The organism is Nocardia sp. CA-107356, assembly GCF_050946365.1.
Taxonomy (GTDB): domain Bacteria; phylum Actinomycetota; class Actinomycetes; order Mycobacteriales; family Mycobacteriaceae; genus Nocardia.
Genome location: NZ_CP191992.1, coordinates 1,959,142 through 1,980,081, shown reverse-complemented (window position 1 = coordinate 1,980,081; position 20,940 = coordinate 1,959,142). Strand labels below are relative to the sequence as shown.

The 20,940-nt window shown below is 65.7% G+C and carries 5 protein-coding genes; 3 read left to right on the top strand and 2 right to left on the bottom strand.

The genetic code is table 11. The annotated features are described in order from the left end of the window. The first annotated feature begins 9 nt into the window (after positions 1–9). The gene (locus ACQP1G_RS08860) at positions 10–1,185 is read left to right on the top strand and encodes an FAD-binding oxidoreductase (protein WP_433200644.1); all 1,176 of its coding nucleotides are present in this window, start codon (positions 10–12) and stop codon (positions 1,183–1,185) included. A gap of 268 nt (positions 1,186–1,453) precedes the next feature. Here ACQP1G_RS08860 and ACQP1G_RS08855 read toward each other — a convergent pair whose 3' ends face one another. Continuing rightward, the gene (locus tag ACQP1G_RS08855; RefSeq protein WP_433200641.1) at positions 1,454–2,791 is read right to left on the bottom strand and encodes a cytochrome P450; all 1,338 of its coding nucleotides are present in this window, start codon (positions 2,789–2,791) and stop codon (positions 1,454–1,456) included. A gap of 97 nt (positions 2,792–2,888) precedes the next feature. Between ACQP1G_RS08855 and ACQP1G_RS08850 the strand changes: the two genes are divergently transcribed. Then, positions 2,889–3,758 (top strand): class I SAM-dependent methyltransferase, encoded by an 870-nt coding sequence (locus ACQP1G_RS08850; protein ID WP_433200638.1) that lies wholly within the window; start codon positions 2,889–2,891, stop codon positions 3,756–3,758. A 25-nt stretch (positions 3,759–3,783) separates the two neighbouring features. Further along, positions 3,784–4,542, top strand: coding sequence for a thioesterase II family protein (locus ACQP1G_RS08845; protein WP_433200635.1), 759 nt, complete (start codon positions 3,784–3,786; stop codon positions 4,540–4,542). 43 nt (positions 4,543–4,585) lie between these two features. Here ACQP1G_RS08845 and ACQP1G_RS08840 read toward each other — a convergent pair whose 3' ends face one another. Next, positions 4,586–20,926 (bottom strand): SDR family NAD(P)-dependent oxidoreductase, encoded by a 16,341-nt coding sequence (locus ACQP1G_RS08840; RefSeq protein WP_433200632.1) that lies wholly within the window; start codon positions 20,924–20,926, stop codon positions 4,586–4,588. Positions 20,927–20,940: the final 14 nt, after the last annotated feature.

Genomic DNA, 20,940 nt, shown 5'->3' with positions numbered 1-20,940 from the left:
GGAGCAATCATGAAACACCCACTCGCAGAACGATTCGACGGCGCGGCCGAGATCCTGACCGAGATCGACGCCCGCATTCCCGACACCCGCGACTACACCACCGAAACGCGCGCCACCATCGACGCCTACCACCCCAAGCGGCTGCTGCTGCGGGTCGCGGCCATCATCGATGAGACCGCGACCACCAAAACCTTTCGACTGAAGAACCACACCGATGACGCCCTCCCGCCGTTCTCCGCGGGCCAATACGTCAACGTCTTCACCGACAGCACCAGCCGCCCCTACGCAATATCGTCGAGCCCAACCACGCTCGGCCACTACGACCTCACCGTGCGACGGGTTCCCGGCGGACGCATCAGCAATATGCTGATCGACACCCTGCGAATCGGGCACCTTCTCACCACGACCGGTCCGATGGGCACCTTCCACCACAACCCGCTCTTCCACGGCGACCGGGTGGTCTTCCTGGCGGGCGGTTCCGGCGTCGCCCCGGCCATGAGCATGATCCGGGAGATCGTAGAACTCGGACTCGAGCGCTCCTTTCACCTGATCTACGGCTCGCGCGATGCCGCGGACATCATCTTTCGCACGGAACTGGACTCCCGCATCGCCGAACACCCCGGCATCACTGTCGACCACGTCATCGCCGAGCCCACTCCGCAGTGGACCGGCCGCACCGGATTCCTCACCGCCGACACCATCCAGGACCTGACCGGCCCGCTGGACGGCCGGATGGTCTATGTCTGCGGCCCCCAAGCGCTCTATCCTTACGCGGTCGAGCAGTTGACCGCACTCGGCCAGCCGCGCAAGCGAATCCGCTTCGAGGCCAATGGAGCACCGAGCGACCCGACCGCACAACCGCATTGGCCCGCGTCCGCCGACCCCGCAGCGGAAGTCACGGTTACCGTGGGCGACACCAGCTTCCGCACGCGCAGCGGCCGCCCGCTGTTGGATGCCCTGGAAGACAACGGGATCCGACCCGAAGCCGCCTGCCGCTCGGGCGAATGCAGCCTGTGCCGAGTACGCATCGTCAAGGGTGAGGTGCACACGGCATCCGAGTCCAGACTCCGACTGTCCGACAACCAGTTCGGCTACACCCACTCCTGCGTCGCCTACCCGATCACCGACGTAGAAATCGACATACACTCCTCGCCGAGCATCCCGCGGGCGATCCGCCGAGCGTAGTAATACGGTCGCTCAGCCAGGTCGCCCTCGGCGCCGCAATCCTCGCGCGGTACGGAAGGTCGGCTCAGTGACCGCCGAACATTCACGCCGCAGCTGACCGCCACCGGCAGCGACCAGCTCAACGTCGTCTGCCGAAGCTGGTCGCTGTCCGTGGCACAGACCGCGCGTGGGAGCTCCGACGCCGTTTCCAGGCGAAGCCGCCGATCTGCCACCGGGCCACCTGGCAGCTACCCGTATCGCTGGCAGGGCTGAGCGCCCGTCCCAGGTGTCAGCTGCCGGGCATGCGGTCGCCGGATGGCGCGGACGGGACGGCCCGCGCATCCGCCGGTCGCCCCAGCCGGGCAGGCATGTGCTCATAACCGTGCAGGGTGGACAGGCCGCGTCGGCGTGGGTCGCCGTCGAGGCGCAGGTCGGGGAACCGCTCGAACAGGGCGGGCAGTGCGTGGACCGCTTCCAACCTGGCCAGACTCGCGCCGATGCAGGCGTGGATGCCGGAGCCGAACGAGAGGTGCTCCTTGGCATTGGCACGGGTGACGTCGAATCGATGCGGATCGGGGAACTTCGCGGAATCACGGTTGGCGCCTGCCAGGGACACGATGATCGACTTCCCTGGCTGAAGGTGAACGCCCGCACCGAGATCCACCGGTTCCAGTACCCGGCGAGCGGTCATCTGCACCGGCGGGTCGAACCGCAGCACCTCCTCGATCGCGCCCGGCCAGCGCTGCGGCTCGGCGCGCACGAGGTCGAGCTGGTCGGGGTGGGCCAGCAGGAGCGGGATCGCGTTGCCGATCAGGTTCATCGTGGTCTCGAAGCCCGCGCCCATCAGTACGTTCGCGCTGGCCATCAGCTCGGTGGTATTCAGTTCGCCCGAGGACACCAGGACGCTGAAGATGTCCTCGCGGGGTTCGTGGCGCAACTTCTCGATGTGGGCAGCGAGATAACCCTGCATCGCCGCCGTCGCGGCCATCGCGCGCCGGTGTGCCCGCCAGGAGATTCCGACGTCCAGCAGCGGGGTGACCACGTCACCCCAGCGCAGGAACAGTTCGCGGTCGGCGGCGGGGAAACCGAGCATCTCGGCGATGACGGCGATGGGGACTTGCGCGGCGAAATCGCCGATCAGGTCGGCCGATCCGTGCGCGGGCATGGCGTCGAGTAGTTCGGTGGTCACCTCACGCACCCGGTCGCCCAGCCGGGCGACAGCGCGCGGAGTGAACGCGGAGGCGACCGGCTTGCGCAACCGGCTGTGCTCCGGCGGGTCCATCATGAACATCGACGGCGCTTCGATCGGGTTGGGCGGCAACACGACTCGCTCGGCGTAGCGGCGCAGCGGGGCGGGCACGGCGGGGTCGATCGGGGTGCGCACGCCGAATCTTCTGTCGCGCAGGATCGCCCGGCACAGCTGGTAATCGTAGGCGGCGTATCCGGTCCGCGTGGTCTGCACCCCGCCCGCCGCACGCACCTGCTCGATCAGTGAATACGGATCGGTGCGGCCTTCCTCGCCACAGAGCAGCCGGGCGAACGGGTCGCCCGAGCGGTGCAGCGCGCGCAACCCCAGCCGCGGCAACCCGTGCTCGGCTGCCCATCTGACCGCATACCGCGCCTTCATCGAACACCTGCATCCCACGGGAAAACTGAATCGAGTACCCAGTCTTCCATGCCCGTAACCATTCAGCAGCGTTTCGTTTGCTGTGCAAGACTGCACTGTGGCCGAGACTGCTGAACTCATTACCAACGTTTCCGACACCGCCCGATGGGTAGCCGCCTACCGCGCCCTCGAATCCGCCCGGCCCGATGCCCTTTTCCACGATCCCCTCGCCGACCTGGTCGCCGGGGAGCGGGGCCGCGCCATAGTCGGCCACGGACCGCGCTTGATGCACAATGGCTGGAACCTGGTCACCCGAACCAAAATCATCGACGACCTGATCATGAAGACCATCGCGCAGGGCTGCGATCGGGTGATCAATATGGCCGCGGGTATGGATACCCGCCCGTACCGGCTGGATCTGCCCGCCGAATTCCCATGGATAGAGGCCGATCTCCCCGAATTGGTCGCCGACAAGAACACGCTGCTGGCCGGTGAGTCGCCGCGCTGCGCACTCACCCGCACGGCGGTGGATCTCGCCGATCCCGAGGCGCGGCGGCAGTTCCTGGACGAGGCCCTCGCGGGTGCGGAGCGGGCGCTGGTGCTCACCGAGGGTCTGGTCTACTACCTCACCGACGACGATGTCACCAGCTTGGCCACCGCGCTCGCTCGTCCTGAAATCGCTTGGTGGGTAGTGGATGTCAACAACCAAGCGCTGGTGAAGCGGATAAACAAATCCACCACCGGACTGCTGGCCAACGCCCCCTGGCGGTTCGGTCCGGTCGATCCGCTGAGCTTCTTCGCCGACCTCGGCTGGACGGCCGACGAGGTGGAATCGCTGGCCTGGACGGCGCACCGGTACCACCGGCTGCCCTGGTTCATGAAGCCGTTCACGCTCTTCCCGGAGCCGGATCCCCGCAAGTCGGTCGAAAAGTCGTGGATGCCTTGGAGTTCGGTGGTGCGGCTCACGCACACACCATCGAACGTTTAGCTCGTAACGAAAGGCTCTCCACCCTATGGGTAATAGCTGGCTACGTCGCCTGTCCCCCTCGCCGAGGGATGGATCACATAAATTGGTTTGCTTTCCCCATGCCGGCGGCTCCGCCATGTCTTTCGGACGATTGGCCGAATGCGTCGGGTCGGAGTACGAGGTTCTTGCTGTCCAGTATCCGGGACGACAAGATAGAAGACGTGAACCGCTCGTAGGGAATATTTCGGACCTCGTCGATGGCCTGCTTCCCGAGCTGATGGAAGCAGTTGGCGGTGCCCAGGATTTTTCCTTGTTCGGGCACAGCATGGGATCTGTCGTAGCTTTCGAGGCAGGCAGGCGGCTCGAGCACGAATTGGGTTCGAGCGCGAGGGTCCTGTTCGCGTCCGGTCGGCGCGCGCCTTCGGCGGCACTACCTGAACTGCGAGTGCATTTGCTGAACGATCGAGAACTCGCTGAGCAACTAGTGCGGTTCGGCGGTACCCCATCTGCGTTGCTCGAGGATCCTGAATTTCGAGAGCTGATCCTGTCGATCGTCAGGAACGACTACCGAGCCATCGAGACCTACGAGTGCAGTACGGACGCGATGGTCAGCAGCCCTATCGTCGCAATTGTCGGCGACCGCGACTCCGATGCGAGTTTCGCGCAAATCGAGGCATGGGGATCGCACACCTCCGGAGGGTTCTTCGCGAAATCATTTCCGGGCGGTCATTTCTTCATCGATTCGAATTGCCGCGCGGTAGGACAGCTGATTCGCGATCATTGCGCTCGAGCGCTGTCGAGTTAGGCCGGAACGACCGGGTGAGCACGTCGCCCACCCGGTCGTTGTCCTAGCTCTCCAGCCACCCCTCGATGGCTTCGGCAACATCCGCCGAACCGTCTTCCAGGATCGTGAAGTGGTCAGCCTCCACCGACACAACGGTATGCGTTGAATCCCACGGTTCGGCCTGCCAGTCCACGCGATCCGATGAGCTCCCCAGGAAGGTCCGGGCGCACTGGACGAACAAGGTCGGCGTGGCGACGGAGCCGGGCACCATCTCCTGTAGCTGCTGCACATACCGGCCCATGCCGGTCAGCCGGGCCTGGTCGAAGCGACCGAACGTCGCTTCGTTCGACACCATATGTTCGGCCATCGCTCGCAGCAGCCATTCACCATCGTCGTCCACCTTGTAGGTGTCCAGCATGACGACACCGGCGGGCGCTGGGCCACCAGCCGCTTCCAGGTACTCGGTGACGAGGTAGGCCAACAGTCCGCCCGAGGAGTATCCGAGTAGCACGAACGGATCTCCCTGCGCCGCCTCGAGGACGCAGCGCGCCAATGCTTCCGAGGCCGCCGTCGGCGTCGTCGGCAGTGACTCTCCCGTCCGGCAACCGATCGCAGGCAGCGCCAAAACGTCACGGGCAGTTCGCAAGTGCGATGCGATCCGCGCGTACTGATGTGCGCCGCCGGTGGCCAGCGGCGGAGCGAGGCAAATGATGCGTGGCAGGGCGGGGCCCGCGGCGAGTCGCGTTGGCACCGGCAGTCGGTCCAGTTCGGCTGCCGAGGAGAACTGCTCGCGCAGCACCGCCGCCGCCCGCAACAGGGCGAAGCCCTCGAGGGCCTGGCCATTCACTACCGCGCCACGGAACATCCCGTACAGCGAGTCGTCCTCGCCGACGTGCTCATTGCCGCTTCGTGAGTCTGTGGTGAGCTCCTTCTGCAGGTATCGGGCCAGCGCCGCCGGCGTCTTGTGATCGAAGATCGCGGCGGTCGGCAGCGTCAGGCCGGTGGAGGCATTGAGCGCGGTTCGCAACTCCATGGCAGCCAGTGAGTCGAACCCCGATTCGAGGAAGTCCCGCTCAGGGTCGAGCGCCTCAGCGCTCTCATGTCCCAGCAGTCTCGCCGCGTGCTCGAGGATGTGCGTCCGGAGCCATTGTTCCTGTTCGGACTCGGAGAGTTGTGCCAGTCGTCTGCGGAGTGCACCCGCATCCTGCGTTCCGGTGCTCTGCCGACGCCCGGTCCGCTTGGCCAAGTCGCGCAGCAGCGCGGGCACCGAGTCCCGGGCACGCAGTGCGGCAAGGTCGATCTCGACCAGTAGGTGTACCGGACGGTTTGTAGACACTGCCGCGTCGAACAGCTCGAGCGCCTTGTCCGCGGCCAGCGGCGGCAGACCTTGGCGGCGCATGCGCTGCCGGTCGGCCTGGCTGAGCCACTGCGACAGTCCGGTTGCGATGTCCCACAGGCCGTAAGCGAGTGAGGTGGCCGGCAGGCCTTCGGCGTGACGGACGGTTGCGAGACCGTCGAGGAATACGTTGGCCGCCGCATAACCGCCCTGACCGGCAGCCAGTATCGAACCTGCCACCGAGGAGATCATCACGAAGGCGGACAACCCGGCGTCACGGGTGAGCTCGTGCAAGTACCAGGCGGCGTCGGCCTTGGCGCCGAGGGAGTAGTCGATCTGCTCCGGCGTCAAGGTGTCGACCAGGCCGTTGTGGGCGACGCCCGCCACGTGGACGATCGCGCCCAGCGGATGCTGCCCGGGTATCGAGGCCAGCAGGTCTCCCAACGCGTCACGGTCGGTGACATCGCAGGCGGATACGCGAACCCGGGCGCCGAGCGCGTCGAGTTCTTCGATGAGATCCTCGGCGGCCGCTGGTCCGCGTCGGCCGGCCAACAGCAGGTGTCGCACACCGTGCTCGCGCACAAGGTGTTCGGCGATGTGGCGACCGATCCCGCCGGTACCACCGGTAATCAATACCGTCCGTTCGGGATCCCAAGGTGCCCGCTGCTCCGGTTCGGGCGATGCGGCACGAACCAGCCGCGGCACCCGCGTCCCATCCGCATGGACAGCCAGTTCCGGCTCACCCGTCATCGCCGCGGCGACAAGATGATTCGTTGCCGTCTGCGCGTGCGCCTCGATGAGCACGATCCGCCCTGGGTTCTCCGCTTGCGCCGCGCGCACCAGACCCCACACCGCAGCCGCGGCGGGGTCGGTCGCGGTATCGGTGATCACGGCCAACGTGCTTGCGGTGTAACGGTCTTCGCTCAGGAACTCTTGGATGACGCACAGCGTCCGGTGCAGAGCCGTGCGCAACCGGACCGGCACTTCACGGCCGTCGACCGGGGGCCGGAAGAAGAAGACCGAGGCCGACTCCGCCGCGCCCCACTCGGCCCAGTCAACTCCTACCGCGGATCGCGGCTGCGGACCGGGCCGCCATATGAGCTCGTACAGCGAGTCATGCGAAGACCGGATCGAAGCCGAGAGCAGTTCGGGGGACAACGGACGCAATGCGAGGGACCGTACCGAAAGTAGTGGCGCGCCACCGGAATCGGCCATCGCCAGACTGACCTCCCCCTGATTCGGCCGGCTCAAACGAACCCGCACCCGCCTGGCACCGTCGGCATGCAAACGCACCGAGGACCACACAAATGGCACGAGGGTCGGCCGCTCGGCATGCTCGTCCCCGCCTTGCGGCAGACCGAAGGGCAGTGCGTGCATGGCCGCATCGAGCAGCGCCGGATGCACGCCATAGCCTTGGGTGGAGGTCTGCTCGGGCAGAGCAACTTCCGCGAAGAGGTCTTCCCCGCGACGCCACAGGGCAGCCAGTCCTTGGAAGGCCGGTCCGTAGTTGTACCCGTTGTCGGCGAGTTCGTCGTAAGCGCCGTCCAACCCGACCTCGGAAGCACCGGCCGGTGGCCACTGAGCGAAGTCGGCCCAGCCTTCCGGTTCGTCGGACTCTCTGCTCGGGCTCACGGTGCCGTCCGCGTGGTGGGTCCACGGGACCGACGGATCGTCCTCGTCATTGCGCGAGTAGATGTCGAGCCGTCGGCGGCCGGACTCGTCACCGTCACCGACGATCACCTGGATCTGCACTCCGCCATGCCCCTGAAGCACGAGCGGCGCCAGCAGCGTGAGTTCCTCGAGTTCCGGACAGTCGACCTGGTCTCCGGCGTGGATGGCCAGTTCGACGAATCCGGTGCCGGGCAGCAGTACGGTACCGAGCACGTCATGATCGGCCAACCAGGGATGGGTAGCCGTGGACAGGCGGCCGGTGAACCGGACGCCCCCGCTCTCCGGCTGCGCCACCAACGCGCCCAGCATGGGGTGCTCGGTGGACCGCAGGCCGAGCGCGTGTGCCTCTCCGGTGTGCAGTTGGCCCGCAATCCAGAAGCGGCGGTGCTGGAAGCTGTATGTCGGGAGGTCTATCTTCGCGCCGCCGGCGTAGTAGCTCGTCCAATCCACCGTCGCACCTGTGACGTGCAAACGGGCGAGGCACGTCAGCATGGTCGCGGGGTCTGCGTTGTTTCGTCTGGTGAGAGCGATTGTGGTTGCGGTGTCGAGTGTTTGGGCGATCATCGGGGTCAACACGGCATCCGGCCCGACCTCGGCGAACCTCGACACACCCAGACCCGCCATCGCGGTCACCGCATCAGCGAACCGCACCGAGTCACGAACCTGACCCACCCAATACGACGGATCCGACATCTCGTGCGCGACCTGGCCACCGGTCACTGTCGACACCAACGGGATACTCGGACGACCGAATGCCAAACCCTCTATTGCCGAAGCGAATTCGGTCAGCATCGGCTCCATCAACACCGAATGGAAAGCATGCGACACCCGCAAGCGGTGTGTGCGCCACCCACGCTCGGTGCACGCCTCGACAACAGCCAGAACCGCGTCCTCGACACCGGACAACACCACCGAAGCCGGGCCGTTGATCGCCGCGATCGATACCCCACCGACCGCCAGCAACGGCAGCACGTCGGTCTCCGAGGCACCCACCGCGACCATCGCCCCACCAGCAGGCAACCCCTGCATCAGTCGGCCACGCGCGGCCACCAGCACGCACGCATCCGCCAGCGACAACACCCCGGCCACATGCGCGGCAGCCACTTCCCCGATCGAATGACCTGCTACCACATCGGTACGCACACCCCAGGATTCGAGCAGCCGGAACAACGCCACCTCGAACGCGAACAACCCCGCCTGCGCAAACACCGTCTGGTCGACCAGATCCTCGCTCACCAAAGCGGCACTCAACGAAACCGATTGCCCCAGTAGCGGATCCAGGAGGGCAACGATTCCATCGAAGTGCTCCGCGAACACCGGATACGCCGCGTACAACTCGGCGGCCATACCCGCCCACTGCGCACCCTGACCCGAAAACACCACACCCGTCGAACCCGACACCACCCGACCGGACACCACACCCGGTACCGGCACACCGGCAGCCACCGCACGCACACCTGCGAGCAGTCCATCACGGTTGTCGGCCACGACAACGGCCCGATGCTCGAACACAGCACGCGTGGACGCCAACGAGAAACCGACGTCCACCGGGTCCAGGTCGTGATCGTCCGCATACGACGCCAGCCGAGCAGCCTGGCCGGTAAGTGCCTCGCTACTGCGCGCCGACAGTGTCCACGGCAATACAGCCGGGACGGTCTCGACCACCGGTACCGACTCCGCCGCCGCAGCCGGTGCCTGCTCGACGATGAGGTGAGCATTCGTGCCACTGATACCGAACGACGAAACACCAGCACGACGCGGACGATCCGTCTCCGGCCACGGCACCGATTCGGTCAACAACCGCACATGGCCTTGGGTCCAATCAACCTTGGTGCTGGGTGTATCGACGTGCAGCGTCCGGGGCAACACACCGTGGCGCATCGCCATCACCATCTTGATCACACCACCCACACCCGCTGCAGCCTGGGCATGACCGATATTCGACTTCAACGACCCCAACCACAGCGGACGATCCGTGGCTCGATCCTGCCCGTAAGTGGCCAGCAGTGCTTGCGCTTCGATCGGATCACCCAAAGTGGTACCGGTGCCGTGGGCTTCGACCACATCGACCTCGACCGGGGACACCCCGGCATTGGCCAACGCCTGCCGGATCACCCGCCGTTGCGACGGACCATTGGGCGCGGTCAAACCATTCGACGCACCATCCTGATTCACCGCCGAACCAGCGATCACCGCAAGAACCTGATGACCATTGCGCTGGGCGTCGGACAAACGCTCCAGCACCAACATTCCAGCGCCCTCGGACCAGCCGACCCCATCGGCCGTGTCGGAGAACGACTTACACCGCCCGTCCGGCGACAATCCGCGCTGACGGCTGAATTCCACCAGGGTTTCCGGCGTGGCCATCACGGTCACACCGCCGGCCAACGCCAGATCACACTCCCCCGACCGCAATGACTGCGCGGCCCAATGCATTGCCACCAGCGATGACGAGCACGCCGTATCCACCGAGACGGCCGGGCCTTCCAACCCCAGGGTGTAGGCGATGCGGCCCGACACCAGACTGCCGGTCGCGCTGCCCCCGCTCCCCTGCGCGTAGTCGTGGTACATCACACCGGTGAACACACCGGTCGAACTGCCGCGCAACACCGCCGGGTCGACACCGGCGCGTTCCAACGCCTCCCAGGACACCTCCAACAGCAACCGCTGCTGGGGATCCATCATCGTGGCCTCGTTGGGGCTGATGCCGAAGAAGTCGGCATCGAATTCGGCTGCGGAGTACAGGAATCCACCCCGGCGGGTGTAGGTCTTGCCCGCCTTGCCCGGTTCGGGATCGTAGATACCGTCGATGTCCCAGCCACGATCCACCGGCAACTCACCGGTGGTATCGCTACCGGAGGTGACCAGATTCCACAGGTCTTCGGGCGAGGCGACACCACCCGGATAACGACAAGCCATCGCAACCAGCGCGATCGGCTCATCGTCGACAGCTCTGCTCGCGGTGACCTCGACGTCCCGGCTGGTACCGGCGAACTCGTCGGCCAGATATTTCGCCAAAGCCTGGGGTGTCGGGTAGTCGAACACCAGAGTCGCCGGCAACCGCAGGCCGGTGACGGTTTCGAGGGCGTTGCGGAACTCGACGGCGGTGAGCGAATCGAAGCCCAGCTCGTTGAACGCCTTATCCGCCGCAATCGCATGCGCATTCTGGTGACCGAGGATGGTGGCGACCTGACCACGGACGATCTCCACAAGAACACCGAACCGCTCGCTGTCGGGAGTGTTCGCCACACGAGTGCGTAGCGCCGTAGATGCGCCCGAGGCTGTTTTGCGGCGATGCGGGATCAGCGCGGAAAACAGTGCGGGCGCGGCGAATCCCGCGCCGCGCATGGCATCCAGGTCCAAACGGGCAAGGACGAGAGCGGCTGTGTCCAGCCCTGTCGCGGCGTCGAACAGCGCGAGGCCCTGTTCCTCCGAGAGCGGCAACAAGCCCGAGCGAGCCATGCGCCGGCGGTCGACGTCGCCGAGTTCTGCGGCCATCCCTCCGACCGTGCTCCACAGACCCCAGGCGTAAGACTTGCCGCAGAGCCCGGATGCCCTACGGTGTGCCGCCAGCGCGTCCAAGCACGCGTTGGCCGCAGCATAGTTGCCTTGACCGGCATTGCCGAATGAGCCGGCCACCGAGCTGAACAGCACGAACGCCTTCAACGGCAGATCGGCGGTCAGCTCGTGCAGGTGCAGGGCAGCATCGACCTTGGGCCCCAACACTGCATCCATCCGAGCTGGAGTCAGCGCAGCGATGGCACCGTCATCGAGGACACCGGCCATGTGGAACACACCCGTGAGCGGGTGCTCGGAAGGCACGCCGGCCAGTACCTCGGCGAGCGCACCGCGATCGGCGACATCACAGGCGACGAACTCGACCTCGGCACCGAGACCCTGCAACTCCGCTCGCAACTGCGCAGCGCCGGAGACGGATTCACCGCGGCGGCTCAACAGCAGAAGTCGGCGCACACCATGTGCGTCGACCAAGTGCCGCGCGAACAACCCACCGAGGTAGCCGCTGGCGCCGGTGATCAGCACAGTGTCATCCGGATCGAAGGAGTCGGTCGCCGCAGCGGTCGTGGCAGTGGAGACGACTCGGGCGAGTCGCGCTCTGTGCACCTGCCCATCACGCACAGCCACCTGCGGCTCCGCTGCAGCCAGAATCCCGCCCAGCAGCTCACCGAGTTCGGCACCGGAATCGGTGTCGACCAACACGATCCGGCCAGGACTTTCCGCCTGCGCGGAACGAACCAGACCACTCACAGCGGCACCGGCCAGGTTCGTAATATCTTCCCCGGCAACCGATACCGCACTACCGGTCCGAACAACCAGCATCGACTCACTGAACCGATGATCGGCAATCCAGGACTGAAGCACTTGCAGCACTTCGTGAGTCGCAGCACGAACAGCGGCGGGATTGTTACCTGTCGGGCAGTCCAGCACCACCACCTGCGGGACCTGCTCGCTCTCGGCGGCGAGGTCCGCCCACGCAACCGCGGCGACTTCACCCTCGGACACCGAGATCGGTGTCCAGCTGATATCGAACACCGCAGTGCGAGCAATGGGGGTGCCCGTGGTGAGTTGCGCGGAATCGATCGGCCGGGAAGCCAAATGCCGCACCGTCGCCACCGGAGCGCCGGTCGAGTCCGCGAGATCCAGAGCTACCGCGTGCTCGCCGGAGCGAGTGAGCCGGACACGCAACGCATCGGCACCCGCCGCATGCACAGTGACACCGGACCACTCGAACGGCAACGCCAGTCCGCTTCCCTGCGCCGACCTGTCATCGGCGAAACGCAAGGCATGCAACGCCGCATCCAGCAACGCCGGATGTACACCGAACCGCTCCGCCTCGGTTCGGGCCTGCTCAGGCAGTTCGACCTCGGCATACAGCAGCCCGTCGGCTCCGCGCCACACCGAACTCAGCGCCTGGAACACCGGACCGTAGTGGTAGCCCTGCGCATCGAGGGAGTCGTAAACACCGTCGATGTCCACGGCGACCGCACCGGCGGGCGGCCACTGCGCCAGCTCCGCCGGCGGACCGTCAACTCCCGACGCGAGCACGCCCTCGGCGTTCAATGTCCACGACGGCACCGAATCGGCGTCATCGTCGGGGCGGGAGAAGATCCGCACACCGCGACGGCCCCCGCCGTCCTCGCCGCCGACGACGACACGCACCGCAACGCCCGCCGACCCCGGCAATACCAGCGGAGCCCGAAGCACCAGCTCATCCAGACTCGAACAGCCCACCCGCTCACCGGCATTCAGGGCGAGCTCGACAAAACCGGTGCCGGGGAACAACACAGTGTCCATGACCCTGTGGTCGGTCAGCCAGGGATGCGTCTGCACCGACAACCTGCCGCTGACGGCGACCACGTCGGAATCCGGTTGCGACACCACCGCCGAGACCAGGGGATGCCCGGTAGCCACCAGACCCATCGCCCGAGCGTCGCCTCTACCGGCGGACCCTTCGGGCATCCAATAACGCCGACGCTGGAAAGCGTAGGTGGGCAAGTCGATTCGCTGGGCCCCGGTACCGGCGTACAGACCGGCCCAGTCCACATCGGCGCCGGCGACGAACAATCCGGCCACCCCACCCAACACCGTGGTCGGATCGGCATGGTTTCGACGCGCCAAGGGCACCACCGTCGATGCGGAACCAGCCGCGCCCGCGTGCCCATCGTCGAGTGTTTGGGCGATCATCGGGGTCAGCACCGCGTCGGGTCCGACCTCGGCGAACCTCGACACACCCAGACCCGCCATCGCGGTCACCGCATCAGCGAACCGCACCGAGTCCCGGACCTGACCCACCCAATACGACGGATCCGACATCTCGTGCGCGACCTGGCCACCGGTCACTGTCGACACCAACGGGATACTCGGACGACCGAATGCCAAACCCTCTATTGCCGAAGCGAATTCGGTCAGCATCGGCTCCATCAACACCGAATGGAAAGCATGCGACACCCGCAACCGGTGTGTGCGCCAACCACGCTCGGTGCACGCCTCGACAACAGCTAAAACCGCGTCCTCGACACCGGACAACACCACCGACGACGGACCATTGATCGCCGCGATCGACACCCCACCAGCCACCAACAACCGCAGCACGTCGGTCTCCGAGGCACCCACAGCAACCATCGCCCCACCAGCAGGCAACCCCTGCATCAACCGGCCACGAGCAGCCACCAACACACACGCATCCCCCAACGACAACACCCCGGCCACATGCGCAGCAGCCACCTCACCGATCGAATGACCCGCCACGACGTCGGCACGCACACCCCAGGATTCGAGCAGCCGGAACAACGCCACCTCGAACGCGAACAACCCCGCCTGCGCAAACACCGTCGCATCGACCGAATCATCGTCGGCCAAGGCGACACTCAGCGAAATCGGCTGTCCCAGTAGCGGATCCAGCTGCGCAACGATCGTATCGAAATGCTCGGCGAACACCGGATACGCCGCGCGCAACTCGGCGGCCATATCCGCCCACTGCGCACCCTGACCCGAAAACACCACACCCGTCGAACCCGACACCACACGACCGGACACCACACCCGGAACGGATTCGCTGCGGCCCAGTGCCTGTGTACCGGCCAGCAGGCCGTCACGTTCAGGTGACACCACCACGGCCCGGTGGTCGAACAACACTCTCGAAGTCACGAGCGAGAAGCCGATGTCGATCGGGTCGTGGTCGTCGACATGCGATGCCAGGCGCCCGGCCTGTTCAGTAAGGGCATCGCCACTACGCGCCGAGATCACCCATGGCAGCAAGCCACCGGCCGGGACCGTCGCGACCACCGGCACCGGAGCGGGGGCCGCTGCCGGTGCCTGTTCGACGATGAGGTGAGCGTTGGTGCCGCTGAGGCCGAATGAGGACACACCGGCACGACGCGGACGATCGGTCTCCGGCCACGCCACCGATTCGGTCAACAACCGGACGTGGCCGTCGGACCAATCGACCTTGGTGCTGGGTGCATCGACATGCAGCGTCTTGGGCAGCACACCGTGGCGCATCGCCATCACCATCTTGATCACACCACCCACACCCGCCGCAGCCTGGGCATGACCGATATTCGACTTCAACGACCCCAACCACAACGGCCGACCCGCATCACGGTCCTGCCCGTAAGTGGCCAACAGCGCTTGCGCCTCGATCGGATCACCCAAAGTGGTACCCGTGCCGTGGGCCTCCACCGCATCCACCTCGACCGGCGAGATGCCGGCATTGGCCAGAGCTTGGCGGATGACCCGCCGCTGCGACGGACCGTTGGGCGCGGTCAAACCATTCGACGCACCATCCTGATTCACCGCCGAACCGGCAATCACCGCAAGGACTTCATGGCCGTTGCGGCGGGCGTCGGACAAACGCTCCAGCACCAACATCCCAGCGCCCTCGGACCAGCCGACACCATCGGCGGCGTCAGCGAAGGATTTGCACCGTCCATCCGGCGCCAGCCCTCGCTGACGGCTGAACTCCAGGAACATATCCGGGGTGGCCATCACCGCCACACCACCGGCCAACGCCAGATCGCACTCCCCCGACCGCAGCGACTGCGCGGCCAGATGCAGGGCCACCAATGACGACGAACACGCCGTATCCACCGAGACGGCCGGGCCTTCCAACCCCAGGGTGTAGGCGATGCGGCCCGACACCAGACTGCCGGCAGTGCTGCTACCGGTGCCGGTTCCCTGCGCATAGTCGTGGTACATCACACCGGTGAACACACCGGTCGAGCTGCCGCGCAACACGGCGGGATCGGCGCCGGCGCGTTCCAACGCCTCCCAGGACACCTCCAACAGCAACCGCTGCTGGGGATCCATCATCGTGGCCTCGTTGGGGCTGATGCCGAAGAAGTCGGCATCGAATTCGGCTGCGGAGTACAGGAATCCACCCTGACGGGTATAGGTCCGCCCCGCCTTGCCGGGCTCCGGATCGTAGATGCCCTCGATGTCCCAGCCACGATCCACCGGCAACTCACCGGTGGTATCGGCCCCCGAGACGACCAGATTCCACAGGTCCTCGGGCGAGGCGACTCCACCGGGGTAGCGGCAGCTCATCGCCACCACCGCGATCGGCTCGTCGTCGGACCGGACCCGGCTGATCGTGCGCTCATCGACGGCCCCGCCGGTGAGTTGGGAATCGATGAACTCGGCGACGATCCGCGGGTTGGGCTGATCGAAAATGAGCGTGGCAGGCAGTTGCAGACCGGTCGCAGCGTTGAGTTTGTTGCGAAACTCGATAGCGCTGAGCGAGTCGAATCCGAGCTGCTGGAACGCTTGATCGGGTTCGACAGCATCGAGGGAGGCGTGCCCGAGGACCTCGGCAGCTACCGAGCGAACGAGGTCGAGCAGGGCGCCCTTACGATCGGTATCGGAGAGACCGGCCAGCTTCTGCGCGAATGCCTGACCTGCTGGGGTTCGGGTATTCCGACGCACAGGGATCGGTGCGATCGCGCGGACCAGGGCGGGAATCTGCTCACCGCGAGTCCGCAGCACGGCCGGATCGACCCGCAGCGCCACCAATTGGGCCGTATCCGTCGCTATCGCCGCATCGAACAACGCCAGACCCTCGGCCTCGGAAAGGGGCGGGAAACCCTGCCTGCGCATCCGATCGAAGTCGTGTTCGGACAGCTCCGCGCCGAGCCCGCTCGATCTCGCCCAGAGTCCGTAGTCCAGGGAGGTCGCGGGCAGTCCCGAGCTGCGACGATGCGCCGCAAGGGAATCGAGGAAGACATTCGCTGCGGCGTAGTTGGCTTGACCGGCGGCCAGCACCAACCCACCCGCCGAAGACAGCAGCACGAACAGCGACAACGCGTGATCGTGAGTGAGTTCGTGCAGGTGCCAGGCCGCATCGACCTTGGGCCGGAACACCTGATCGATCCGGTCCGGCGTGATCGACTCGATCACACCGTTGTCGGCGATTCCGGCCGCGTGCACCACACCCACCAGCGGATGCCGGGCCGCGATGGTGTCGACCAGTGCGGCCAGCGCATCCCGATCGGACACATCGCAGACGGCAATGGTGACCTCGGCACCGAGCTCGACCAACTCCTCGCGCAGTTCGGCAGCGCCAGGAGCATCCAGGCCACGCCGAGATGTCAGCAGCAGATGGCGCACACGATGTTCGGTCACGAGATGGCGAGCGATCACCGCACCGAGACCACCGGTGCCACCGGTCACCAAGACGGTGCCAGGCTCGGTCAGTCGAGCAATCGCACCGGGTGCGTGGCGGGTCAGACGCGGCACGAGCATTGTCGTACCGCGCAGCGCGGCCTCCGGTTCCGCCGCGGCAGCCGCTGCTGCGGTCGCAACAGAGACCGGGTCACGGTCCTGATCCAGGTCGTTCTGATCGAGGTCTACCAGCTGGAATCGACCCGGGTGTTCCGCCTGCGCGGCGCGCAGCAACCCCCACACCGGCGCCTGATCCAGGCGTACCTGCTCGGAATCGGCAACGGCGACAGCTTGTTCGGTGAGCACAACCAAACGGGAACCAGCGAAACGAGTATCGGCCAGCCAACCCTGAACGATGTCGAGGACGTCGCCTACGACCTCCCGTGCAGCCTGTGGCGGCACGCCGTCGTGGAGGGGACACTCGAACAACACGAAGTCCGGAACAACCGAGTCGGGAGTCGCATCGAGATCGGTGATCAAGGCCGCGAGATCGCGATAACGCCGCACCCCAGCAGAGCTCTGGCCGGAACCGAGTACCGCCACCCGGTCCGGCTCGACACTCGCCGACGACGACAACGAAGCAGTGACCCAATCCACACCGAAAAGCGACTCCGACACCCGGTCGGTGCCCAGGCGATCGGCCGACACGGGCCGAGAAACCAGAGCACCCACCGACAGCACCGGCTGGCCCTGCTCATCGGCTATCTGCACGGCGAATCTGTTGCCTTGCAGCACGATACGAACCCGCACCGCGCTAGCACCGACCGAGTGCACCACCACCTGGTTCCAAGTGAACGGCAGCGCCGGGAAACCCTCGCCACCACCGCGAAGGCCATGAACGATCCCGGCATGCAACGCCGAATCGAACAGCGCCGGATGAATCCCGAAACCCTTGGCCTCCTGCGGATCCGGCAGCGCGACCTCGGCGAACAACTCCGCACCGCGCTGCCACGCCGCCTGCAAACCCTGGAAGAACGGGCCATACCCATAGCCGATACCGAGCAGCTCGTCATACGCACCATCGATGTCCAACGGTTGCGCACCCGCCGGAGGCCAGGAGGCGAGGTCGAAATCAGCCACCACCTCACCCGGCGCCAGCACACCCTCGGCGTGCAGCAGCCACGGACCCTCGCCCGCCTGCCGAGAGTGGACACTCAGTCGTCGACGACCCGCCTCATCGGCGGCGGCCACCACGACCTGTACCGCGACACTGCCCTCGGCGGGCAGGGTCAACGGAGTATGCAGGACGAGCTCGTCCACCACAGCGCAGCCAAGGACACCGCCGACGTAGCTGGCCAGCTCGACAAATCCGGTGCCCGGCAGCAGCACGGTGCCGAGCACGCTGTGGTCGGCCAACCATTGCACCGAGTCCACCGACCACCGGCCGGTGAAACTCACCCCACCCGAATCCGGATGCGGCACAACAGCACCCAGCAACGGATGATCCACCACATCCAGCCCGACAGAGCTGACCCCACCCAATTCGGCTCCCAGCCACGACTGGGCCAACATCTGCTTGGCATCGAGCCAGAAGCGCTCATGGTGGAAGGCGTAGGTGGGCAAGTCGATTCGCTCAGCTCCGGTACCGGCGTACACACCGGCCCAGTCGACGTGCGCGCCGGCCACGAACAACCCGGCCACTCCACCGAGCACGGCCGCCGCATCCGCCTGGCCCCGACGAGCCAACGCCACCACCGCAGCAGCCCCGTCATCGAGTGTTTGGGCGATCATCGGGGTCAACACCGCATCGGGCCCGACCTCGGCGAACCTCGACACACCCAGACCCGCCATCGCGGTCACCGCATCAGCGAACCGCACCGAGTCACGAACCTGACCCACCCAATACGACGGATCCGACATCTCATCGGTCACCCGGCCACCAGTCACCGTCGACACCAACGCGACACTCGGACGACCGAACGCCAAACCCTCAATCGCCGAAGCGAATTCAGCCAGCATCGGCTCCATCAACACCGAATGAAAAGCATGCGACACACGCAACCGGTGCGTCCGCCAACCACGCTCGGTACACGCCTCGACAACAGCCAAAACCGCGTCCTCGACACCGGACAACACCACCGACGACGGACCATTGATCGCCGCGATCGACACCCCACCAGCCACCAACAACCGCAGCACGTCGGTCTCCGAGGCACCCACAGCAACCATCGCCCCACCAGCAGGCAACCCCTGCATCAACCGGCCACGAGCAGCCACCAACACACACGCATCCCCCAACGACAACACCCCGGCCACATGCGCAGCAGCCACCTCACCGATCGAATGACCCGCCACGACGTCGGCACGCACACCCCAGGATTCGAGCAGCCGGAACAACGCCACCTCGAACGCGAACAACCCCGCCTGCGCAAACACCGTCTGGTCGACCAGATCCTCCGACGCCAACGCCGCACTCAACGAAACCGATTGCCCCAGCAGCGGATCCAACTCAGTGACAATCGCATCGAAAGCTTCGGCGAACACCGGATACGCACCATGCAGTTCAGTAGCCATACCGGCCCATTGCGCACCCTGACCCGAAAACACCACACCCGTCGAACCCGACACCACACGACCGGACACCACACCCGAAGCGGTTTCGGTGCGCCCCAGCGCCCGTGCCCCCGCCAGCAGACCATCACGGCCCTCGGCCACGACCACAGCCCGATGCTCGAACACAGCACGCGTGGACGCCAGCGAGAAACCGATATCAATCGGATCGTGTTCGCCCACATGCGATGTCAAACGAGCCGCCTGACCGGCAAGAGCCTCACCGCTGCGGGCCGAAACCACCCACGGCAGCAACCCACCGGCCGGGACAGTCTTCGCCACCGGCACCGGATCCTGATCCACCACGGGCTCGGCCACCGGGGCCTGCTCGACGATGACGTGAGCATTCGTGCCACTGATACCGAACGACGACACACCGGCACGACGCGGACGATCGGTCTCCGGCCACGCCACCGATTCGGTCAACAACCGGACGTGGCCGCCGGACCAATCGACCTTGGTGCTGGGTGCATCGACATGCAGCGTCTTGGGCAGCACACCGTGGCGCATCGCCATCACCATCTTGATCACACCACCCACACCCGCCGCAGCCTGAGCGTGACCGATGTTGGACTTCAACGACCCCAACCACAACGGCCGATCCGGGTCACGGTCCTGTCCATAGGTGGCCAAAAGCGCTTGTGCCTCGATCGGATCACCCAAAGTGGTACCGGTGCCGTGGGCTTCGACCACATCGACCTCGACCGGGGACACCCCGGCATTGGCCAACGCCTGCCGGATCACCCGCCGTTGCGACGGACCATTGGGCGCGGTCAAACCATTCGACGCACCATCCTGATTCACCGCCGAACCAGCGATCACCGCAAGAACCTGATGACCATTGCGCTGAGCGTCGGACAGCCGCTCCAACACCAGTACGCCAACGCCTTCCGACCAGCCCACCCCATCGGCCGTATCGGAGAACGACTTACACCGCCCATCCGGGGCCAAACCCCGCTGGCGGCTGAACTCTACGAATGTCTCCGGGGAAGCCATTACCGCCACACCACCGGCCAACGCCAGATCACACTCACCCGACCGCAACGATGCCGCAGCCGAATGCATTGCCACCAATGACGACGAGCACGCCGTGTCCACGGTGACCGACGGCCCTTCCAGACCGAATACATACGAGACTCGACCGGAAGCGATGGATCCCGAATTCGCATTGGCCGGATAGTCGTGATACATCATGCCGACCCACACACCGGTCCGGCTTCCCTTCAGCGAGCCGGGATCGACGCCGGCCCGCTCGAACGCCTCCCATGAGGTCTCCAGCAGCAGAAACTGCTGTGGATCCATCAGCGCGGCTTCATTGGGACTGATATTGAAGAACGCCGGATCGAACTCGCCAGCGGAATGGAGGAAGCCACCCTCGCGGGTGTAACTGCTGTTCGGTGTCTCGCCGGTGTGATCGTAAAGGCGTTCCGTGTCCCAGCCTCGGTTTTCGGGGAACTCCGACGTTGCGTCGGTCCCGTCCGAGACCAACCTCCACAGATCCTCAGGAGAACTGACCCCACCCGGATACCGACACGCCATACCCACAATCGCAATAGGTTCGCGAAGGGCTGCGTCGAGCTTGCGGTTGCGGGCACGCAACCGCTCGGTCTCCTTGAGCGAGACACGCAACGCCTGAGCGAGCTTCTGAGTATTGTCGTCGGGCTTCGTCATTATTGTTCTAGCTC

Coding starts and splice junctions, on each gene's coding strand:
- ACQP1G_RS08840 (WP_433200632.1), bottom strand. CDS start 20,926: ATGACGAAGCCCGACGACAATACTCAGAAGCTCGCTCAGGCGTTGCGT.
- ACQP1G_RS08855 (WP_433200641.1), bottom strand. CDS start 2,791: ATGAAGGCGCGGTATGCGGTCAGATGGGCAGCCGAGCACGGGTTGCCG.
- ACQP1G_RS08860 (WP_433200644.1), top strand. CDS start 10: ATGAAACACCCACTCGCAGAACGATTCGACGGCGCGGCCGAGATCCTG.
- ACQP1G_RS08845 (WP_433200635.1), top strand. CDS start 3,784: ATGGGTAATAGCTGGCTACGTCGCCTGTCCCCCTCGCCGAGGGATGGA.